Origin of the sequence: Rhodoferax sp. (assembly GCF_030646845.1) — a bacterium.
Lineage (GTDB): Bacteria > Pseudomonadota > Gammaproteobacteria > Burkholderiales > Burkholderiaceae_C > Rhodoferax.
In genome coordinates this window covers 1-15,922 of record NZ_JAUSLE010000055.1, presented here as the reverse complement: position 1 = coordinate 15,922, position 15,922 = coordinate 1, and the positions used below count along the sequence as shown (strand labels likewise).

At 62.5% G+C, this 15,922-nt stretch carries 23 protein-coding genes; 10 read left to right on the top strand and 13 right to left on the bottom strand.

Features of this window, described 5'->3' with window-relative positions; all coding sequences use genetic code 11:
- The 5 genes from Q7T10_RS13020 (at nt 1) to Q7T10_RS13000 (ending at nt 4,580) form a co-directional block, all read left to right on the top strand.
- Nucleotides 1-1,743 carry an alpha/beta hydrolase gene (locus tag Q7T10_RS13020; RefSeq protein WP_304748875.1) on the top strand — a complete coding sequence of 581 codons (1,743 nt, stop codon included), beginning with the start codon at nt 1-3 and terminating at the stop codon, nt 1,741-1,743.
- Entirely contained in the window at nt 1,740-2,159 is a 420-nt protein-coding gene (locus tag Q7T10_RS13015; protein WP_304748873.1) for an OsmC family protein, read from the top strand. Before Q7T10_RS13020 ends, Q7T10_RS13015 begins: the two co-directional genes overlap by 4 nt.
- Before the next feature lie 86 nt (nt 2,160-2,245).
- On the top strand, nt 2,246-3,430 hold the full coding sequence (locus Q7T10_RS13010; RefSeq protein ID WP_304748870.1) for an acetyl-CoA C-acetyltransferase: 1,185 nt from the start codon (nt 2,246-2,248) through the stop codon (nt 3,428-3,430).
- An 8-nt stretch (nt 3,431-3,438) separates the two neighbouring features.
- On the top strand, nt 3,439-3,690 hold the full coding sequence (locus Q7T10_RS13005) for a DUF2789 domain-containing protein (protein ID WP_304748868.1): 252 nt from the start codon (nt 3,439-3,441) through the stop codon (nt 3,688-3,690).
- Complete coding sequence (locus Q7T10_RS13000; protein ID WP_304748866.1) at nt 3,687-4,580, top strand: cation diffusion facilitator family transporter; 894 nt, start codon at nt 3,687-3,689, stop codon at nt 4,578-4,580. Before Q7T10_RS13005 ends, Q7T10_RS13000 begins: the two co-directional genes overlap by 4 nt.
- Nucleotides 4,581-4,619: 39 nt before the next feature.
- Here Q7T10_RS13000 and Q7T10_RS12995 read toward each other — a convergent pair whose 3' ends face one another.
- Both Q7T10_RS12995 and Q7T10_RS12990 read right to left on the bottom strand, forming a co-directional pair.
- A complete protein-coding gene (locus Q7T10_RS12995; protein ID WP_304748864.1) occupies nt 4,620-4,856 on the bottom strand; it encodes a thioredoxin family protein in 237 nt (78 codons plus the stop codon).
- Between the two features lie 40 nt (nt 4,857-4,896).
- On the bottom strand, nt 4,897-6,345 hold the full coding sequence (locus Q7T10_RS12990; protein WP_304748863.1) for a permease: 1,449 nt from the start codon (nt 6,343-6,345) through the stop codon (nt 4,897-4,899).
- Nucleotides 6,346-6,516: 171 nt separating this feature from the next.
- Here Q7T10_RS12990 and Q7T10_RS12985 point away from each other — a divergent pair, with 171 nt between their 5' ends.
- The 3 genes from Q7T10_RS12985 (at nt 6,517) to Q7T10_RS12975 (ending at nt 8,101) form a co-directional block, all read left to right on the top strand.
- Nucleotides 6,517-7,521, top strand: a complete 1,005-nt coding sequence (locus tag Q7T10_RS12985; protein ID WP_304748861.1) for a methyltransferase — start codon at nt 6,517-6,519, stop codon at nt 7,519-7,521.
- Between the two features lie 113 nt (nt 7,522-7,634).
- Nucleotides 7,635-7,844, top strand: coding sequence for a CsbD family protein (locus Q7T10_RS12980; protein WP_304748858.1), 210 nt, complete (start codon nt 7,635-7,637; stop codon nt 7,842-7,844).
- A 98-nt stretch (nt 7,845-7,942) separates the two neighbouring features.
- On the top strand, nt 7,943-8,101 hold the full coding sequence (locus Q7T10_RS12975; RefSeq protein WP_304748855.1) for a DUF3309 family protein: 159 nt from the start codon (nt 7,943-7,945) through the stop codon (nt 8,099-8,101).
- Between the two features lie 81 nt (nt 8,102-8,182).
- On the opposite strand, the gene Q7T10_RS12970 is transcribed toward Q7T10_RS12975, so the two are convergent.
- Together Q7T10_RS12970 and Q7T10_RS12965 are read right to left on the bottom strand one after the other, a co-directional pair.
- Complete coding sequence (locus tag Q7T10_RS12970; RefSeq protein ID WP_304748853.1) at nt 8,183-8,662, bottom strand: glycine zipper 2TM domain-containing protein; 480 nt, start codon at nt 8,660-8,662, stop codon at nt 8,183-8,185.
- A gap of 53 nt (nt 8,663-8,715) precedes the next feature.
- The gene (locus Q7T10_RS12965) at nt 8,716-8,949 is read right to left on the bottom strand and encodes a hypothetical protein (protein ID WP_304748851.1); all 234 of its coding nucleotides are present in this window, start codon (nt 8,947-8,949) and stop codon (nt 8,716-8,718) included.
- A gap of 156 nt (nt 8,950-9,105) precedes the next feature.
- Between Q7T10_RS12965 and Q7T10_RS12960 the strand changes: the two genes are divergently transcribed.
- Nucleotides 9,106-9,438, top strand: coding sequence for a J domain-containing protein (locus tag Q7T10_RS12960; protein ID WP_304748850.1), 333 nt, complete (start codon nt 9,106-9,108; stop codon nt 9,436-9,438).
- A gap of 37 nt (nt 9,439-9,475) precedes the next feature.
- Here the strand turns inward: Q7T10_RS12960 and arsC are convergent, their stop codons facing one another.
- The 8 genes from arsC to Q7T10_RS12920 are packed head-to-tail and all read right to left on the bottom strand — an operon-like array spanning nt 9,476 to nt 14,565.
- Nucleotides 9,476-9,898, bottom strand: a complete 423-nt coding sequence (gene arsC / locus Q7T10_RS12955) for an arsenate reductase (glutaredoxin) (RefSeq protein ID WP_304748847.1) — start codon at nt 9,896-9,898, stop codon at nt 9,476-9,478.
- Nucleotides 9,895-10,986 (bottom strand): ACR3 family arsenite efflux transporter, encoded by a 1,092-nt coding sequence (arsB, locus tag Q7T10_RS12950; RefSeq protein ID WP_304748845.1) that lies wholly within the window; start codon nt 10,984-10,986, stop codon nt 9,895-9,897. Before arsB ends, arsC begins: the two co-directional genes overlap by 4 nt.
- A 4-nt stretch (nt 10,987-10,990) precedes the next feature.
- Nucleotides 10,991-11,491, bottom strand: coding sequence for an arsenate reductase ArsC (locus Q7T10_RS12945; RefSeq protein ID WP_304748843.1), 501 nt, complete (start codon nt 11,489-11,491; stop codon nt 10,991-10,993).
- A 1-nt stretch (nt 11,492) separates the two neighbouring features.
- Nucleotides 11,493-13,292, bottom strand: coding sequence for an arsenical pump-driving ATPase (gene arsA, locus Q7T10_RS12940; protein WP_304748840.1), 1,800 nt, complete (start codon nt 13,290-13,292; stop codon nt 11,493-11,495).
- Nucleotides 13,293-13,309: 17 nt separating this feature from the next.
- Complete coding sequence (arsD, locus tag Q7T10_RS12935; RefSeq protein WP_304748837.1) at nt 13,310-13,672, bottom strand: arsenite efflux transporter metallochaperone ArsD; 363 nt, start codon at nt 13,670-13,672, stop codon at nt 13,310-13,312.
- Nucleotides 13,673-13,731: 59 nt separating this feature from the next.
- Nucleotides 13,732-14,061, bottom strand: coding sequence for a helix-turn-helix transcriptional regulator (locus Q7T10_RS12930; protein ID WP_304748835.1), 330 nt, complete (start codon nt 14,059-14,061; stop codon nt 13,732-13,734).
- Nucleotides 14,062-14,119: 58 nt separating this feature from the next.
- Complete coding sequence (locus tag Q7T10_RS12925) at nt 14,120-14,353, bottom strand: hypothetical protein (protein WP_304748833.1); 234 nt, start codon at nt 14,351-14,353, stop codon at nt 14,120-14,122.
- Entirely contained in the window at nt 14,350-14,565 is a 216-nt protein-coding gene (locus tag Q7T10_RS12920) for a cysteine-rich CWC family protein (protein ID WP_304748831.1), read from the bottom strand. Before Q7T10_RS12920 ends, Q7T10_RS12925 begins: the two co-directional genes overlap by 4 nt.
- 134 nt (nt 14,566-14,699) lie before the next feature.
- Between Q7T10_RS12920 and Q7T10_RS12915 the strand changes: the two genes are divergently transcribed.
- Nucleotides 14,700-15,638 carry an MBL fold metallo-hydrolase gene (locus Q7T10_RS12915; protein ID WP_304748830.1) on the top strand — a complete coding sequence of 313 codons (939 nt, stop codon included), beginning with the start codon at nt 14,700-14,702 and terminating at the stop codon, nt 15,636-15,638.
- Nucleotides 15,639-15,742: 104 nt separating this feature from the next.
- Here the strand turns inward: Q7T10_RS12915 and Q7T10_RS12910 are convergent.
- Nucleotides 15,743-15,922: hypothetical protein (locus tag Q7T10_RS12910; RefSeq protein WP_304748826.1), on the bottom strand; the 180-nt coding region annotated here is incomplete at its 5' end.

The following is a 15,922-nucleotide window of genomic DNA, read 5'->3' as shown; positions in this document are numbered from 1 at the left end:
ATGACGAACACCCCTACCCCCGCGCTGCCACAACCCGGGAACACCCTTGATCGCTGGGCCCATGCCCAGCTGTCACCCCTGACCCGCGGCGTCTCAACCGCGGCATTGCGCATGGCCTTTGACGACTGGCTGACCCACCTGTCACACAACCCCGCGGAGCAGCTGGAACTGACTCAGAAGGCGCTGCAGAGCATCCAGCAACTCGCGAGCTATGCCCCGCGAGCGACCCAAACGTCGTGCAAACCCTGCATCGAGCCGCTGGTTCAGGACCGCCGGTTCACGCACGCAAGCTGGCAGACCTGGCCCTTCAACGTCATCAGCCAGTCATTCCTGCTCACCCAGCAATGGTGGCAGGACGCCACCACCGGCGTCCGGGGCGTCTCGCCACACCATGAAGCCGTCGTCAGCTTTACTGTCAGACAGCTGCTTGACATGATCTCGCCCGCCAATTTCGTCTGGACCAATCCCGAGGTGCTGGAGCACGCGGCAAAAACTGGCGGTGCCAGCCTGTGGCAAGGCTTCCAGAATTTTGTGGAGGATGCACAACGCCTGCGGGCTCAGTCGCCGCCGCCCGGCACCGACGCCTACCAGGTCGGCAAAAACGTGGCCGTCACGCCGGGCCAGGTGATCTACCGTAACCGGCTGATCGAGTTGATTCAATACGAACCTTCCGGCCCCAAGGTACGGCCGGAGCCGATCCTGATCGTGCCGTCGTGGATCATGAAGTACTACATCCTCGATCTGTCGCCTGGCAACTCGCTGATCAAGTACCTCGTCGAACAGGGCCATACGGTGTTTGCGATCTCGTGGAAAAACCCGAGCTCCGAAGACCGGGATCTGGGGATGGACGACTACCTGCGCCTGGGCGTGATGGACGCGATCGACACCGTCGGCGCGGTCGTGCCGAAACAAAAAATACACGCCGTTGGCTACTGTCTGGGCGGCACGCTGCTCACCATTGCGGCGGCAGCCATGGGCCGCGATGGTGACAAGCGCCTGGCCTCAATGTCGCTGTTGGCCGCGCAGACCGATTTCACCGAGCCCGGAGAACTGGAACTGTTCATCGACGACAGTCAGGTGACCTACCTCGAAGACATCATGTGGGACAAGGGTTACCTCGACAGTACCCAGATGGCCGGTGCATTCCAGCTGATGCGCTCCAGCGATCTGGTGTGGTCCCGGATGCTGAGGGATTACCTGCTGGGTGAACGCTCCACAGTCACTGATCTGATGGCCTGGAACGCGGACGGTACGCGTCTGCCTTACCGCATGCATACCGAGTACCTGCGCCGCATGTTTTTGCAGAATGATCTGGCCAGCGGCCGCTACCCCGTCAACGACAAGCCGGTTGCGCTGACCGACATCCAGTGCCCGATCTACTGCATCGGCACGGAACGCGACCATGTTGCGCCGTGGCGTTCGGTGCACAAGCTGCACCTGCTGGCCGACGTCGACATCACGTTCCTGCTTACCTCGGGCGGCCACAACGTGGGCATCGTCAACCCGCCGGGGGTGCCGGGGCGCAGCTACCAGGTGCTCACGCGAAAACACGACAGTCAGTACCTTGACCCCGACGCATGGCTGCAGGCCGCGCCACGCCACGAAGGATCGTGGTGGCCGGACTGGGCCGGCTGGTTGCAGGCCCGATCGGGAAAGCCGGTTGCTGCGCCATCGATGGGTGCTGCGGCCAAGGGCCTCGTGCCGATCTGTGCCGCTCCCGGCACCTACGTCTTGCAGAAATGACCATGCCGCCAGTCAAAATGACCTTTCACGTCGAGTCGCGTCGAATCGATGCGCATGGCAGCCTCTCAAACTGCAAGAACGCCGAAATCGCGCTCGACACCGACATGGCGGGTAACCCGGATGCCTTCAACCCGGCCGAGTTGCTGCTCGCTGCGCTCTCGGCCTGCATGATCAAGGGGATCGAACGGGTGATGCCCATTTTGAAATTCGAGCTGCGCGGGGTGGAGGTCATCGTGGACGGCGTGCGCCAGGACGTGCCACCCAAGATGGAATCGATCCGTTACGAAATCATCGTGGACACCGACGAGTCGGACCAGCGGCTGAACCTGCTGCATGAAAACGTCAAGAAGTACGGCACGGTATTCAATACCGTCGCGCCAGGGACTGATTTGAGTGGTGTCTTGCGTCGGCGCTGACGTTAGAAGAGGCCGCCACCGCAAGGCAGTAGAGCGCGTGTTGTGATCGATTCGATGGGTATTTATCTATTTCAAGGAGTAGCAGCATGAGTCAAAAGGAAGTTGTTATTTGCAGTCCTGTTCGTACTGCCATTGGCACGTACGGTGGAAGCCTGAAGGATGTGCCCGCACCTGATCTGGGTGCGGCCGTTATTCGCGAAACCGTCAAGCGTTCCGGCTTGTCCGCTGACAAGGTGCAGACGCTGGTCATGGGCAACGTGATTCAGGCCGGGGTCAAGATGAATCCGGCGCGCCAGGCCGGCATCGGCGCGGGCTTGCCCATCGAGGTGCCAGCGCTGACCGTCAACCGGGTCTGCGGCTCCGGCGCGCAGGGCGTGGTGAGCGCCGCGCTGGAAATCTGGTCCGGCATGATCGACTGCGCCATTGCCGGCGGCATGGAGAATATGGACCGGGCACCGTACCTGCTGCCGCAGGGCCGCTGGGGCGCGCGCATGGGCGATGTCACGATGTTTGACAGCATGTTGTATGACGGCTTGAACGACGCGTTCAGCGGCAAGCATTCCGGCTGGCACACGGAAGACCTGGTGACGCAGAACAAGATATCCCGGGAAGACCAGGACCGTTGGGCGCTACGCTCGCAGCAACGCTTTGCCGTGGCGCAGGCGGCGGGCAAATTCGAGGCGGAAATCGCGGCAGTGGAGGTGCCAGGGCGCAAAGGCCCGACCGTATTCAACAAAGACGAGCACAACCGGCCCGACACCACGGCCGAGTCGCTCGCCAAGCTCAAACCGGCGTTTCGCAAGGAAGGCAGCATCACTGCCGGCAGCGCGCCCGGCCTGAACTCCGGCGCCGCGGCGATGATCGTCGCGGACAGGCAGTGGGCGCAGGCCAATGGCCTTAAGCCGCTGGCGCGCCTGGTGTCCTACGGCATCGGGGCGGTCGAGCCCGGCATGTTTGGTTTGGGGCCCGTGCCTGCAGTGCGTCAAGCGCTGGCGCGGGCGGGCTGGTCGGTGGCGGATGTGCAGCGCGTCGAGATCAACGAAGCCTTCGCCGCAATCACCATCGCCTGCCTGCGCGAACTGGGCTTTTCCGAGGACATTGTCAATGTCGAAGGCGGCGCCATTGCCCATGGTCACCCGATTGGGGCCAGCGGCGCAGTACTCGCGACCCGTCTGATGCACTCGATGCAGCGCGATGGCCTGAAGCGCGGCATCGTCACGCTGTGCATTGGCGGCGGGCAGGGCATTGCGCTGGCGCTTGAAGTGCTATAAACATTACGATGAACACACCGATACATCATTTCAGCGATCTCTTTGCCCAGTTGGGCCTGCCCTGTGGTGAGCAGGACATCCGGCAATTCATCGCGGCGCACGCACCGCTGCCTGCAGACGTCAGGCTGGCGGATGCACCCGTCTGGACGCCGGCGCAGGCCGCGTTCCTGCGTGAAGCGCTGCTGCAGGACTCGGACTGGGCCGAACTGGTCGATCAACTGAGCGTTGCCCTTCGGCAAACGGAAAGACCAAGCCGGTGAGCGCAGGACATAGCCACGACCATGATCACGCGCCGGCCAGCTTCAATCGGGCCTTTGCCATCGGCATCGGGCTCAACATCGTCTTCGTCGCCATCGAAGCGTTCTACGGCTGGAAGATCAACTCGCTGGCCTTGCTGGCCGACGCCGGTCACAACCTGAGTGACGTGGCTGGTTTGGTCCTGGCCTGGGGCGGCGCGCTGGCCGGCAAGCTCAAACCCAACGCCCGCCACACCTACGGCTGGCAGCGTGCCTCCATTCTGGCGGCGTTCGCCAACGCCTTGCTGCTGCTGGTCGCCATGGGGTCGCTGGTGTGGGAAGCGGCGCACCGCCTTGCGGCGCCCGAGGCCATGGAAGGCGTGACCATCATGGCTGTGGCCGGGGTGGGCATCGTGATCAACACGGCCACGGCCCTGCTCTTCATGCGGGGGCGCGAGCATGACATGAACATCCGCGGCGCCTTCCTGCACATGGCGGCGGATGCGCTGGTCTCGCTGGGCGTGGTGTTGGGTGGCGCGCTGTACCTGTGGCAGGGCTGGCAATGGATCGATCCGGTGATGAGCGTGCTGATTGCGGCCGTGATCATCGTCGGCACCTGGGGGCTGTTCCGGCAATCGCTGCACCTGCTGTTCGACGGCGTGCCCGACAGCGTGGATCTGAACGCAGTGCGCGATTGCCTGCTGGCATTGCCTGGCGTGCAGCGCGTGCATGACCTGCATGTCTGGGCGATGGGCACATCGCAGATTGCCATGACGGCGCATCTGGTGATGCCAGCAGGGCAAGCGGATGATGCGTTCTACCGCGAGGCAACCCAGCAGATGCATGACCGGTTTGAGATCGGGCACGTCACGCTGCAGGTGGTTCGCGAGCCGTTTACCAAGCCCTGTGAATAGCCGTTCCTCAGTGAGCAGCTAGCGCCAGGCGGGCGCGGATCAGGCCGGCAACCACTGCCGGACCTCGGCCTGGCTAGGGATGCGGCCGCTGCAGACCAGCTTGTCGTTGATGACCAGTCCGGGGGTGGCCAACAGGTCATAGGCGAGGATGGCCTTCATGTCGGTGACCTTGACGAATTCGGCCTCCCTACCGGCGCCGGTGACGGCTTCGCGCGCCACGGCCTCGAGCTTTTTGCAGTTGGCACAGCCAGAACCCAGAATCTTGACGGTCAGCATGGTCTTTTCTCCTTGGAAATCGGGAACGGTTGACGCAGGCTCACAGGGCTTGAATCGCCTGCTGCTGGCGTCGATGCAGCCAGGCCAGAACGGCAGCGATGACAGCGGTAAAGGCGCCCAGGCCCAATACCAGCCAGGCCAGCGCCACGCCGTCCACCCACGCGCCGTACAGCAGACCGGCGCTGATGCTGAACACCGCCACCCAGCCCACGTAGGCAAAGGTCTTGCGCCGGCCAATGACCGCCGCCACCATCAGCATGCTTTGCAGACTCAGCTCCGGGTCCGCCATCAGATAGGCCAGCAGCGGGCCGGGGTGCATGCCGAGATCGAGGAACATGCGCGCCACCGGCACCTCCACCAGCGTCGGAAAGTACATGAAAACGCCAAACACCACGGCCACTGCATTGGCCTGCAGGTCGTTGCGCCCGGCCAGCGTCTGAATCCATTCGGGCTGGATCAGCTGGCGGATGATGCCGACAACAAACACACCCACCACCAGCAGCAAGAAGATCTGCTTGACGAAGCGCCAGGACTCCCACAGCCAGGCACGCCAGTCGTCCGCGTTCAGGCGCCGGGCATAGCGCAGCACGGCCCACAGCGCCAGCCCGACGGCAAACAGGCGCCCGGTCAAGGCGAGCTCCAGGCCCTCGATATTTGGGGTCAGCCTCAGTGCGGCCACCAGCAGCGTGGTGGCGGCCAGACCCAGGGTGATCCAGGTCCAGCGGTTGGCGCCCTCGATGATGTTCTCCAGGCCCTTGTAGGCTGTCAGGCCGATCAACACCAGCAGCACGATCAGCAACGAGCCCTGCACGCTGACGCCCTCCTCCCCCTTGGCGGCGTCGAAAGGCACCCATTGGAACAGCGTGGCCTGCCACGCCTGGGCCCAGGGCAACGGCAGATTCACGGTGGCCACTGTGGCGGTCAGCGGCCACAGCTTCAGCGTACCGGCAACCAGCAGTGCCACCAGTGCCAGCAACACACCAAGGGCAGCGGGACCAATGCTCGCCTGGTCGGCAAACAGCGCATCAGTCTGCGCGTCGTGGCTGGCGTCGTCGCGCCAGAACAGCAGGGCCATCAGCAGGCCGATGCCGATGCCAAACAAAAGGCACAAGACAAACCGCGCCACGGCAAACTCCGCGCCCAGGATGCTGCCGGTGTAGGCCAGCGCCAGGATATTGCCGGCCGGCGCAAAGAACAAAAAAGTGATGGCTGGACCAATACCCGCGCCCTTGCGGTAGATGCCTGCGAACAGCGGCACGATGGTGCAGGAGCAGACCGCCAGCAGCGAACCTGCGGCCGCCGCCGCCGGGTATGACACATAGGCCGGCGTGCTACGGCCCAGCCAGCGCGTGATGCTGGCCTTGGGAATGAGCGCCGCCATGGCGCCCGCGATGAAAAAAGCCGGCAGCAGACACAGCAACACGTGGGCCGCCAGATAGGCGGCCAAATTGCCCGCGCCGCCATTCAACAACTGCCAAACCAGGTCCATCAGCGCCAACTCCCATCAAGACAACAATGCATTATGTGATGCCGCGAAGCAACGCCAATTGAGCGCCATCAAGACAGGTGGTGAACGATGTTGATTGCGGGTTCGGCCACGCTTGACACCGGGCTGGCGCGAGGCGCTTAATCCCGTCTCCGTTATGGAAAGGAGACTGCCATGGGCCCTTCACCCGATGCAATTCTTCAACTTGGCAGCGCCTTTTGGGCATCCAAGACGCTGCTGAGCGCCGTTGAGCTGGGGGTCTTTACGGCGCTCGGGGATGGGCCGCTGGAGCGGTCCGTCCTGGCGGATCGCTGCGGACTGCATCCGCGCAGTGCCGAGGATTTTCTTGATGCGCTAGTCGCACTTGGCATGTTGACCCGCGATGGCGCCAGGTATGCCAACACACCGGAGACAGACCTGTTCCTCGACCGCAAGAAGCCAGCCTACGTTGGCGGCCTGCTGGAGATGTTCAACGCACGGCTGTATGGTTTCTGGGGTTCGTTGACAGACGCCCTCAAAAGCGGCCAGCCGCAGAATGAAGCCCGTCAGGGCGAGAGTTTCTTTGGCACGCTGTATTCCGACCCCCAGCGTTTGCAGGGGTTTCTCGCGGCGATGAGCGGCGTCAGCATGGGCGCGGCGCGCGCGATCGCCACCAGGTTCCCGTGGCGCGACTACAAGAGCTTTGTTGACGTGGGTTGTGCCCAGGGCGCCCTGGCGGTCCAGGTGGCTCTGGCGCACCCCCATCTGCAGGGCTTGGGCTTCGATCTGCCGCCCGTGCAGGCGAGTTTTAACGATTACGTTCAGCGGCACGGTTTGAAGGAGCGGCTGACGTTCCGGGGCGGCGACTTCTTTCATGGCGCTTTGCCCCACGCCGACGTGATCGTGATGGGACATGTCCTGCACGACTGGAGTCTCGACGAAAAGAAGCAACTGATTGCCAAGGCCTATGACGCCCTGCCGGAAGGCGGCGCCCTGCTGGTCTACGAAGCGATGATTGACGACGAGCGACGCAGCAATGCGTTCGGCTTGTTGATGAGCCTGAACATGCTGATCGAAACACCCGCCGGCTTCGATTTCACCGGTGCGCAGTGTTGCGCATGGATGAAGGCGGCGGGATTCCGTGAGACCCGTGTCGAGCATCTCATCGGCCCGGATTCCATGGTGATCGGCCTCAAGTAACGTGCCGTCTTTGCGTTCCATCAATAGCTGCCATTCAATCTCCAGATCGAATACCCATCTTGAGGAACCCCTTTTTCGGGGTTGATCAATCCCAATTAACTTACGGAGTAACCATGGTCAACAAAAACCAAGTCAAGGGCACCATCAGAGACGTCGCCGGCAAAGTTCAAGAGGAAGCCGGGAAATTGGTGGGGAACAAGGAACAAGAAGCGAAGGGCTTGAAAAAACAGGTCGAGGGCAAAGCGGAGAAGGCGCTCGGCGATGTCAAGGAAGTCGTCAAGGATACGAAAGAGGCCCTCAAGGAGGCTGTCAAGAAACACTAGGCTGGTGGGGGTGACGCCCCCGCTGTCGTCAACGTCCTCGCCACGGTCGCAGTTCCGGGCAGCTAACTTTTCATACGCACAAATTCAAGGAGAAACCTATGAGCCTGGGAACCATACTGTTGATCGTTCTGATCCTGATGCTGATTGGTGTCATTCCGACTTGGCCGCACAGCAAGAGCTGGGGCTACGGACCCAGCGGTGCGCTGGGGTTGGTCGTGGTCATCCTCATCGTGCTGCTGCTGATGGGACGACTGTAACGGTCAACTTGACCCTTCATCTCCCATTCGGAAAAGTGCCCAGCGACTTCTGCCGCCGGGCCTCAAGCGCTGCAAGCAAAATCAGTACCGCTGCGCGACTCCGTTTTCGACCTTGACCCGGTCGCCCACCCGGATATCACCGCTGGTGGTTTGCGTCACGGTTTGATAGGAACCATCGTTCATGCGGATTGTGAATTTGTAGGCATCGGTTTGCTGCTGGCTGCGTTTCTCCAGCTCGTGTCCGGCATAGGCACCACCGGCAGCCCCGATCACGGTAGCCGCTGTCTTGCCCTGGCCCTGGCCCACCTGGCTGCCGACAATACCGCCCACCACCGCACCGGCAATAGTGCCGGCACCGATGCCAGTGCCCCCGATCCCGGTGCTGGCCTGCTTGACCAGCTCAATCGACTGCACGATGCCATAGCCGGCATAAGCGCCAGATTGCGGGTAGGTCGTCCCCGAGCTGGAGGTATTGCCGGGCATGTTCATGTCTGCGCAGGCGCCGAGCGTGAGGACCGCGGCCATGCCAAGTAGTGATCCGAATTTATTCAAGGGTTTCATAAACAATCTCCTTCATTGGTGCATTGAAAAATCGCGATGGCCGCAGCAGGAGCTCAGCCGAAAGCCCGCTTCACAAATTCGTCCATGGCCAGTCGCTTTTGGTCAGCGACCTCTTCGAGCTTTTCCGCCAGTTCCAGCTGCCCGGTCGTCGGACCGGAGCCGTCACCCGCAGCGGCTTTCACAAAAGCTTGCGTCACTCTGAACCGCGCCGTGCGCGCCTCCTGATTGACCACTTGCCAGTCGGCCTGCATCGCCGCCCATTGTTCGCCGTCTTCGATCGTAGCCATTTCAGACTCCTTCGTGTGCTGCCAATAGTATGGCAGCCAATTGAAAAAAATCACGACCAGCAGCAACGATGTTGACAACGCGCAAACACCCTGCGCGCTCAAGCGCCACGATAGGCCACTTCACGCCGTCCCTGGTCCACCTGCTCAGGAGGTCCCATGAAAAGTGAAGACACGCTGTACGAAATTCTGGAAGTCAGTCCGCATGCGAGCGCTTCGGTTATCAAGGCGGCCTACCGTTGCCTGGCCCAATGCAACCACCCCGACAAAAATGCCGGCGCCGATGCAGCAAGTCAAAGACTGGCACGGATCAACCACGCCTATTCCGTTTTATCGGATCCGGACAAACGCCGGCGCTATGACCAGATGATGGCGTTGCACGGAAACTTGAATGACCGTCGCGGCAGCGGCATGGCTGCGGCCGGCAGCGCCAGACCCATCGCTGCCGACCGGCAGGTGTCGCGTGCGTTCGTGTTTCGGCCGCTGGACTGATGGCGCAAGTGCGGCCATGGTGTGGCGGTGCGTGTGATCAGACGCGCCGCCCCTTCGCATCGATCACCGCCTCGCCGTCTTCCTTGGTAAACGCCCCCTGCTGCGGCTGCGGCAGCAGATCAAGCACTGCTTCCGACGGGCGACACAGGCGCGTGCCCAGCGGCGTCACCACAATCGGCCGGTTGATCAGGATCGGGTGCGCCAGCATGAAGTCGATCAATTCGTCATCGCTCCATTTCGGGTTATCCAGATCCAGTTCCTGGTAGACCGTCTCCTTGGCGCGCATCACGGCGCGCACCGGCGTGCCCATGGCGGCAATCAGGGCCACCAGGTCAGGGCGGTTCGGTGGTGTTTCCAGGTAGTGGATGACACGGGGCTCGGCGCCCGTGTTGCGAATCAGCGCCAGCGTGTTGCGCGACGTGCCGCACTTGGGGTTGTGATAAATCGTGATACCAGTCATTTGTATTTTCTTTCGGGGGTTAGACCGCGTTCATACCAGGGCTTGGATTGGTTGACGATGCGCACCACCAGCAGCATGACCGGCACCTCGATCAGCACCCCCACCACCGTGGCCAGCGCCGCGCCCGAGTTGAAGCCAAACAGGCTGATGGCGGCAGCCACCGCCAGCTCGAAGAAGTTGGAGGCACCAATCAGCGCCGAGGGACAAGCAATGTTGTGTTTCTCGCCCACCGCGCGGTTGAGCCAATAAGCCAGCGCGGAATTGAAAAACACCTGAATCAGAATCGGCACTGCCAACAGCCCAATGACCAGAGGCTGCTTCAGGATCGCTTCGCCCTGGAAAGCGAACAGTAACACCAGCGTGGCCAGCAATGCCGTAATGGACCAGGGGCCAATCCTGTGCATGGCAGCATCAAAGGCAGCGTGCCCCTTGGCCATCAAGGCCTTGCGCCACAGTTGCGCCAGGATCACCGGGATCACGATGTACAGCACGACCGAGATGAGCAGCGTGGCCCAGGGCACGGTGATGGCCGAGATGCCCAGCAAAAACGCCACCAGCGGCGCAAAGGCAATGACCATGATGCTGTCGTTCAGCGCCACTTGCGACAGCGTGAACAACGGATCGCCACCGGTGAGCCGGCTCCAGACAAACACCATGGCGGTACAGGGCGCGGCCGCCAGCAGAATCAGACCGGCGATATAGCTGTCCAACTGGTCCGCGGGCAACAGCGGTGCAAACAGGTGGCGGATGAACAGCCAGCCGAGAAAGGCCATGGTGAACGGTTTGACCAGCCAGTTGACGAACAGCGTCACGCCGATACCCTTCACATGCTGGCGCACCTCGTGCAGGGCACGAAAATCCACCTTCACCAGCATCGGAATGATCATGACCCAGATCAGCACGCCCACTGGCAGGTTGACATTGGCCACTTCCATACGGCCAATGGCCTGGAACACGCCGGGCAACCACTGGCCGAGCGCAATGCCGGCCACGATGCACAAGAACACCCACACCGTCAGATAGCGCTCGAACACGCTCATGGACGCACCGGCTGCCTTTTTGGCGGTCACTTCACATTGGGCGCTCATGTGCCTACTCCTTGGCCAGGTCGCGAGCCGTGTTTTGAAGCAGGGTTTTCTCCAGCTTGGCGGGGGGCAGGCTGATCAGCAACTCGAGGCGCCGCTTGAGCGCGTGCAGTGTCTGGCGAAAGGCTTCGAGCTTCTCGGCCTCGGTGCCATCGCCGACCGAGGGATCGGGGTAGCCCCAGTGCGCCGTGGCCGGTTGGCCGGGCCAGTAGGGGCAGACCTCGCCCGCGGCGTTGTCGCAAACGGTGATCACGAGGTCCATGTGCGGCGCATCCGGGCTGGCAAATTCGTCCCAGGACTTGCTGCGCAGACCTTCGGTCGAAATCCCGGCGTTCTGCAGCACCTGCAAACCCTGCGGATTGGGCTGCTGGTTGTCACGCGGCTGGCTGCCGGCCGAATAGGCCTTGAAGCGGCCACCGCCAATGTGATTGAGGATGGCTTCAGCCAGGATGCTGCGCGCTGAATTGTGGGTACACAAAAAGAGCACGTTGAGAACTTTGTCAGTCATGTCAGATTTCCTTTGAAGTGAATGCCCTGGAAGGCGAGTTAGCGGCAAGCTGCAGGAGACGGTCAACGCCCACCGGCTCGTCTTTCAACAAGGGCACCAGGGCGTAGCGACGGGCGTGCCGGGTGGCCACGGCCTCGATTTCACGCAGCTCGTTATTGGCCCGCTGTTGCAGGAGTGGGGAGGTGACCGTCGACGTGGTGGACGCGGCCGCCACGCTGTTGTTGATGACCCAGGCCCAGGGCGCAATGCCGGCGCGCTGCAAATCGGCCTGCAGGCTGGCAGCCTCCAGCACCGGCGTGGTTTCAGCCAGCGTGACGAGCAGCACCTTGGTCTGTTTCGGGTCCTGCAGCTGCATCATCGGTGTGGTGAAGTTCAGATGCGCGCCCTCCATCTGGCGCGCAATGTCGCGGTGGTAGGCCCCGGTGGCGTCCAGCAGCAGCAAGGTGTGGCCGGTGGGCGCGGTGTCCATCACCACGAACTTTTTGCCGGCCTCACGGATGACGCGGGAGAAGGCCTGGAACACGGCAATCTCTTCGGTACAGGGCGAGCGCAGGTCTTCTTCCAGCAAGGCGCGCCCCTGCGCGTCCAGCTTGGCGCCCTTGCTCGCCAGCACCTGCGCCCGGTAGCGCTCGGTTACCTCGTACGGGTCGATCCGGCTCACGCTCAGGTTCTCCAGCGTGCCATGCAGAGTCTCGATCAGATGGGCGGCCGGGTCCGACGTGGTCAGGTGCACACTCAATCCGCGGTGGGCGAGCTCGACCGCCACGGCTGTGGCCAGCGTGGTTTTACCCACGCCGCCCTTGCCCATCAACATCACGAGGCCATGGCCATCGGCGGCGATCTGGTCCACCAGCTGGGACAGGCTGGGGGCGTCGATTCTGATCACCTCCGGCACGACATCCGTCCTAGGCGGCGCGCCCGCCACCAGCAATTGGCGCAAGGCCTCCAGGCCCACCAGATCAAAAGCCTTGAGCGGGATGTGGTCCGTGGGCAAGGCCAACAACGCGGCGGGCAGGGACGTCAGCGCCGCCTGCTCACGCTGGCAAATGGCGCTCGCCAATGGGTCCTGGGCCGACTCGCTGGGCGGGAACACGCCATTGATCACCAGATACTGCTTTGAGAGCCCGATCGCGGAGAGTTCGTCATGGGTGCGCGCCGCTTCCCGCAAGGTGGACGACTGGGCGCGCGCGACCAGCACCAAGCGGGTTCTGGTCGGGTCGGCCAGTGCATCGACTGCTTCCTTGTATTGCGCGCGCTGCTTCTCCAGACCGGCCAAGGGACCCAGGCAGGAGGCATCGCCCTTGCCCGCGTCCAGGAAGCCGCTCCAGGCGCCCGGCAGCTGCAGCAGCCGGATCGTGTGCCCCGTGGGCGCAGTGTCAAAAATGATGTGGTCGTAGTTCTGAGTCAACACGGCGTCGGTCAGGAGCGCCGTGAACTCGTCAAACGCTGCAATCTCGGTGGTGCAGGCGCCGGAGAGCTGCTCTTCAATGCCCTTGACCACGCTGTCAGGCAACACACCACGCACCGGCCCGACGATGCGGTCGCGATACGCCTGCGCCGCGGCCTGGGGATCGATTTCCAGCGCGGACAGGTTGGGCACATTGGGAATGGCGGTGATGCTGTTGCCGATCTCGATACCAAAGACCTGTCCCACATTGGACGCCGGGTCGGTGCTGACCAGCAGCACGCGTTTCTCGGCGCTGGCCAGCTGGATCGCCGTGGCACAGGCGATGGAAGTCTTGCCCACGCCACCCTTGCCAGTGAAAAAAAGAAAACGCGGCGCCTGTTCGAGGAACTTCATGGGGCAGTTCCGGCGGCTCAGCAGCAACGACCACCGGAGCAGCATGCGCCGGCAGCTGGCAGCTCTGCGACGGGCTCCGCCATCGCGGCCCAACGGGTCAGTTCGTCGCGGGTCGGATAGCGCCCCGCCAGGGCGACGTCGCCGTCGACCAACGTCACGGGCAAGGCGCCCGCCCCGGAGCGCTCCAGCAAACCTTTCACTGCGGCATTCTCGGCAAAGGCCATCGGCTGCTGCGCCAGGTTGAAGCGCTCAATCAAGGCACCGTTCTGCCGGGCCCAGTCCACATCGGCAGCAAAGCCCACCAGCTTCTGATCGACTTCCACGCCACAAACGCCGCTGCTGCAGCACAAGGCGGGATCAAACACCTGGATCGTTTTCATTTTGAGACTCCATCAAGAATTGAAATATTGGTTACAGAAGAATTGGGACGGGGAGCGCCTCACGGGCAATTGACGGGCTGACAAATCTCGGGGCACTGCTGCGGCTGCCCGGCGCAACATTCGGCCGTCAGGTACGCGATCAGCTCCTGCATCAGCGCAAGGTTGGCCCGGTAGCGCTGGAAACGGCCTTCCTGCACCACGGACAGCAACTGCGCCTGGGTCAAGGCCTTCAGGTGAAATGAGAGGTTGGTTGGTGGCACCGCCAACTCGGTGGCAATTTCTCCGGCCACCATGCCCTGCGGGCCAGTTTTTACCAGCAGCCGGTAGATGTCCAGGCGCACGCCCGAGGAGAGCGACTCAAAGACGGTGATGGCCGATAATTTTTCCATGTTTTGATTCTACAACTTCTATTGAAGTGTAGATAAAACAGCCGTCCATTGCGCAGAATTACAGCGCGTCGCTCTTGCGGGACAGTCGCCGCCAAAGGCGCAGCACCAGCAGCAACAATGGCGCGGCGTGCAGGCAGAGGTCGAAGATGTCAATCGGACGGGACAGCGTTCCGTTGCCCAGCATTCTGAGTTTCTCGATCAGGTGCGGCTCGGGCGTGATCGGCGCCACCGCCATCCAGACAGCCAGCACGACCAGCCAGAGCAACGGGAAACGGTCCAGCCATTTCATCATGGTGTGTCTGCCTGTGCGCAGGCGCTACACAGGCAGGCTTGGCCGCGCGCCGCCTCCGGGATGCGCGACAGTTGCGTGGCGTCGAATGCGACCTGGCTGCACCAGCAGGGTGGCTGCTTGACGCCGGTCGCGCGCTCCACTTCCATGGCGCAGAGGTTGGGTTGCCCGCACAGCGGGCAGCGTTGGGGGTCAATGAGCGGGGTATCTTGCATGAGGGGGCTCCGGTGCCGAAAATTTTGGCAGGGGTGAAGTGTAGCCAGCGGTGTCGCGGGATGCTTCAAAATGGGGCCATAGGAGCGCAGCATGACAAATACCCGACCCACAAACCATTCAGCACGCATCGCGCATGTCTGAGGCGGCACGGCAGCAGCCGCTCTTGCCGCAGGGCGTCACCTTGCTGGAACGGGGCTGGCTGTCGTCGAACAACATCCTGCTCTGCGGCCGCGAGGCCTGTGCGCTGATTGACAGCGGCTACGGCGCCCATGCGGACCAGACGCTGGCCCTCGTGCGGTCGGCCCTGCACGGGCGCCCGCTGGATCTGCTGCTCAACACCCACCTGCACAGCGACCACTGCGGCGGCAACGCCGCACTGCAGCACGCCTACCCGGCGCTGGTGACCCATATTCCGCCGGGTCTGTCGGCGCATGTGCGCACCTGGGACGCGGATGCGCTGACCTATGCGCCCACCGGTCAGAGCTGCCCGCAGTTCGGGTTTGATGCGGTGCTGCTGCCGGGCACCGAGATCCAGCTGGGTGATCTGATGTGGCAGGTTCATGCCGCGCCCGGGCACGACCCCCACTCGGTGATTCTGTTCGAGCCAGCATCCCGGGTGCTGGTTTCGGCCGATGCGCTATGGGAGCGGGGCTTTGGGGTGGTATTTCCCGAGCTTGAAGGCGTGGATGCATTTGAGGCCGTGGGCGATACCCTTAATCTGATCGAATCCCTGGCCCCCACAACGGTGATTCCAGGACACGGGCCCGCCTTTGCCAGCATCGAGACCTCCATTGCCAGCGCCCGCGCGCGCCTGGACAGCTTTGTCACGCATCCGGAAAAGCACATCACCTATGCCGCCAAGGTGCTGTTGAAATTCAAGCTGCTGGAAGTGCAGCGCCTTGATCTGTCCGCCTTCCTGGCGTGGGCCCAGGCCACGCCCTACTTTCAACTGATCTTCAACACCCATTTCTCGGGGCTTGATTTTTCGCAGTGGATTGAGGGGCTGATCAGCGACTTGATCCGATCGGGCGCGGCAGCCCGGGATGGAGAGATGATCAGGAACGCTGGATGAAAATCGGCACCCGAAGGTGCCGTTTCTGCCCGGGACTTGAGTGCCAAATCGGCCTCTAGCCCCCGTCCGTAATGCGCAAGTAGCTATTAATTAGATAGCAAAGCTCACACTGCAGACACAGGCGCTTGCGCCGCTGCCGCCTTGTAGGCCATCGACGTGTCGAAGTTGCCCGCCATGTTCTTGTACAGCGGATCGCCCGCGTTCTGCTTGTCCACCACGGCCGCCATGCGCTCAAACGTTTCTTTCACTTGCGCTTCGGTAACGACACCGTGGTGCAGCCAGTT

Bases quoted from the DNA above. Each gene is read 5' to 3' on its own strand.
- Q7T10_RS13020 (WP_304748875.1), top strand. From the start codon at position 1: ATGACGAACACCCCTACCCCCGCGCTGCCACAACCCGGGAACACCCTT.
- Q7T10_RS13015 (WP_304748873.1), top strand. From the start codon at position 1,740: ATGACCATGCCGCCAGTCAAAATGACCTTTCACGTCGAGTCGCGTCGA.
- Q7T10_RS13010 (WP_304748870.1), top strand. From the start codon at position 2,246: ATGAGTCAAAAGGAAGTTGTTATTTGCAGTCCTGTTCGTACTGCCATT.
- Q7T10_RS13005 (WP_304748868.1), top strand. From the start codon at position 3,439: ATGAACACACCGATACATCATTTCAGCGATCTCTTTGCCCAGTTGGGC.
- Q7T10_RS12995 (WP_304748864.1), bottom strand. From the start codon at position 4,856: ATGCTGACCGTCAAGATTCTGGGTTCTGGCTGTGCCAACTGCAAAAAG.
- Q7T10_RS12990 (WP_304748863.1), bottom strand. From the start codon at position 6,345: ATGGACCTGGTTTGGCAGTTGTTGAATGGCGGCGCGGGCAATTTGGCC.
- Q7T10_RS12985 (WP_304748861.1), top strand. From the start codon at position 6,517: ATGGGCCCTTCACCCGATGCAATTCTTCAACTTGGCAGCGCCTTTTGG.
- Q7T10_RS12980 (WP_304748858.1), top strand. From the start codon at position 7,635: ATGGTCAACAAAAACCAAGTCAAGGGCACCATCAGAGACGTCGCCGGC.
- Q7T10_RS12975 (WP_304748855.1), top strand. From the start codon at position 7,943: ATGAGCCTGGGAACCATACTGTTGATCGTTCTGATCCTGATGCTGATT.
- Q7T10_RS12970 (WP_304748853.1), bottom strand. From the start codon at position 8,662: ATGAAACCCTTGAATAAATTCGGATCACTACTTGGCATGGCCGCGGTC.
- Q7T10_RS12965 (WP_304748851.1), bottom strand. From the start codon at position 8,949: ATGGCTACGATCGAAGACGGCGAACAATGGGCGGCGATGCAGGCCGAC.
- Q7T10_RS12960 (WP_304748850.1), top strand. From the start codon at position 9,106: ATGAAAAGTGAAGACACGCTGTACGAAATTCTGGAAGTCAGTCCGCAT.
- arsC (WP_304748847.1), bottom strand. From the start codon at position 9,898: ATGACTGGTATCACGATTTATCACAACCCCAAGTGCGGCACGTCGCGC.
- arsB (WP_304748845.1), bottom strand. From the start codon at position 10,986: ATGAGCGCCCAATGTGAAGTGACCGCCAAAAAGGCAGCCGGTGCGTCC.
- Q7T10_RS12945 (WP_304748843.1), bottom strand. From the start codon at position 11,491: ATGACTGACAAAGTTCTCAACGTGCTCTTTTTGTGTACCCACAATTCA.
- arsA (WP_304748840.1), bottom strand. From the start codon at position 13,292: ATGAAGTTCCTCGAACAGGCGCCGCGTTTTCTTTTTTTCACTGGCAAG.
- arsD (WP_304748837.1), bottom strand. From the start codon at position 13,672: ATGAAAACGATCCAGGTGTTTGATCCCGCCTTGTGCTGCAGCAGCGGC.
- Q7T10_RS12930 (WP_304748835.1), bottom strand. From the start codon at position 14,061: ATGGAAAAATTATCGGCCATCACCGTCTTTGAGTCGCTCTCCTCGGGC.
- Q7T10_RS12925 (WP_304748833.1), bottom strand. From the start codon at position 14,353: ATGATGAAATGGCTGGACCGTTTCCCGTTGCTCTGGCTGGTCGTGCTG.
- Q7T10_RS12920 (WP_304748831.1), bottom strand. From the start codon at position 14,565: ATGCAAGATACCCCGCTCATTGACCCCCAACGCTGCCCGCTGTGCGGG.
- Q7T10_RS12915 (WP_304748830.1), top strand. From the start codon at position 14,700: ATGTCTGAGGCGGCACGGCAGCAGCCGCTCTTGCCGCAGGGCGTCACC.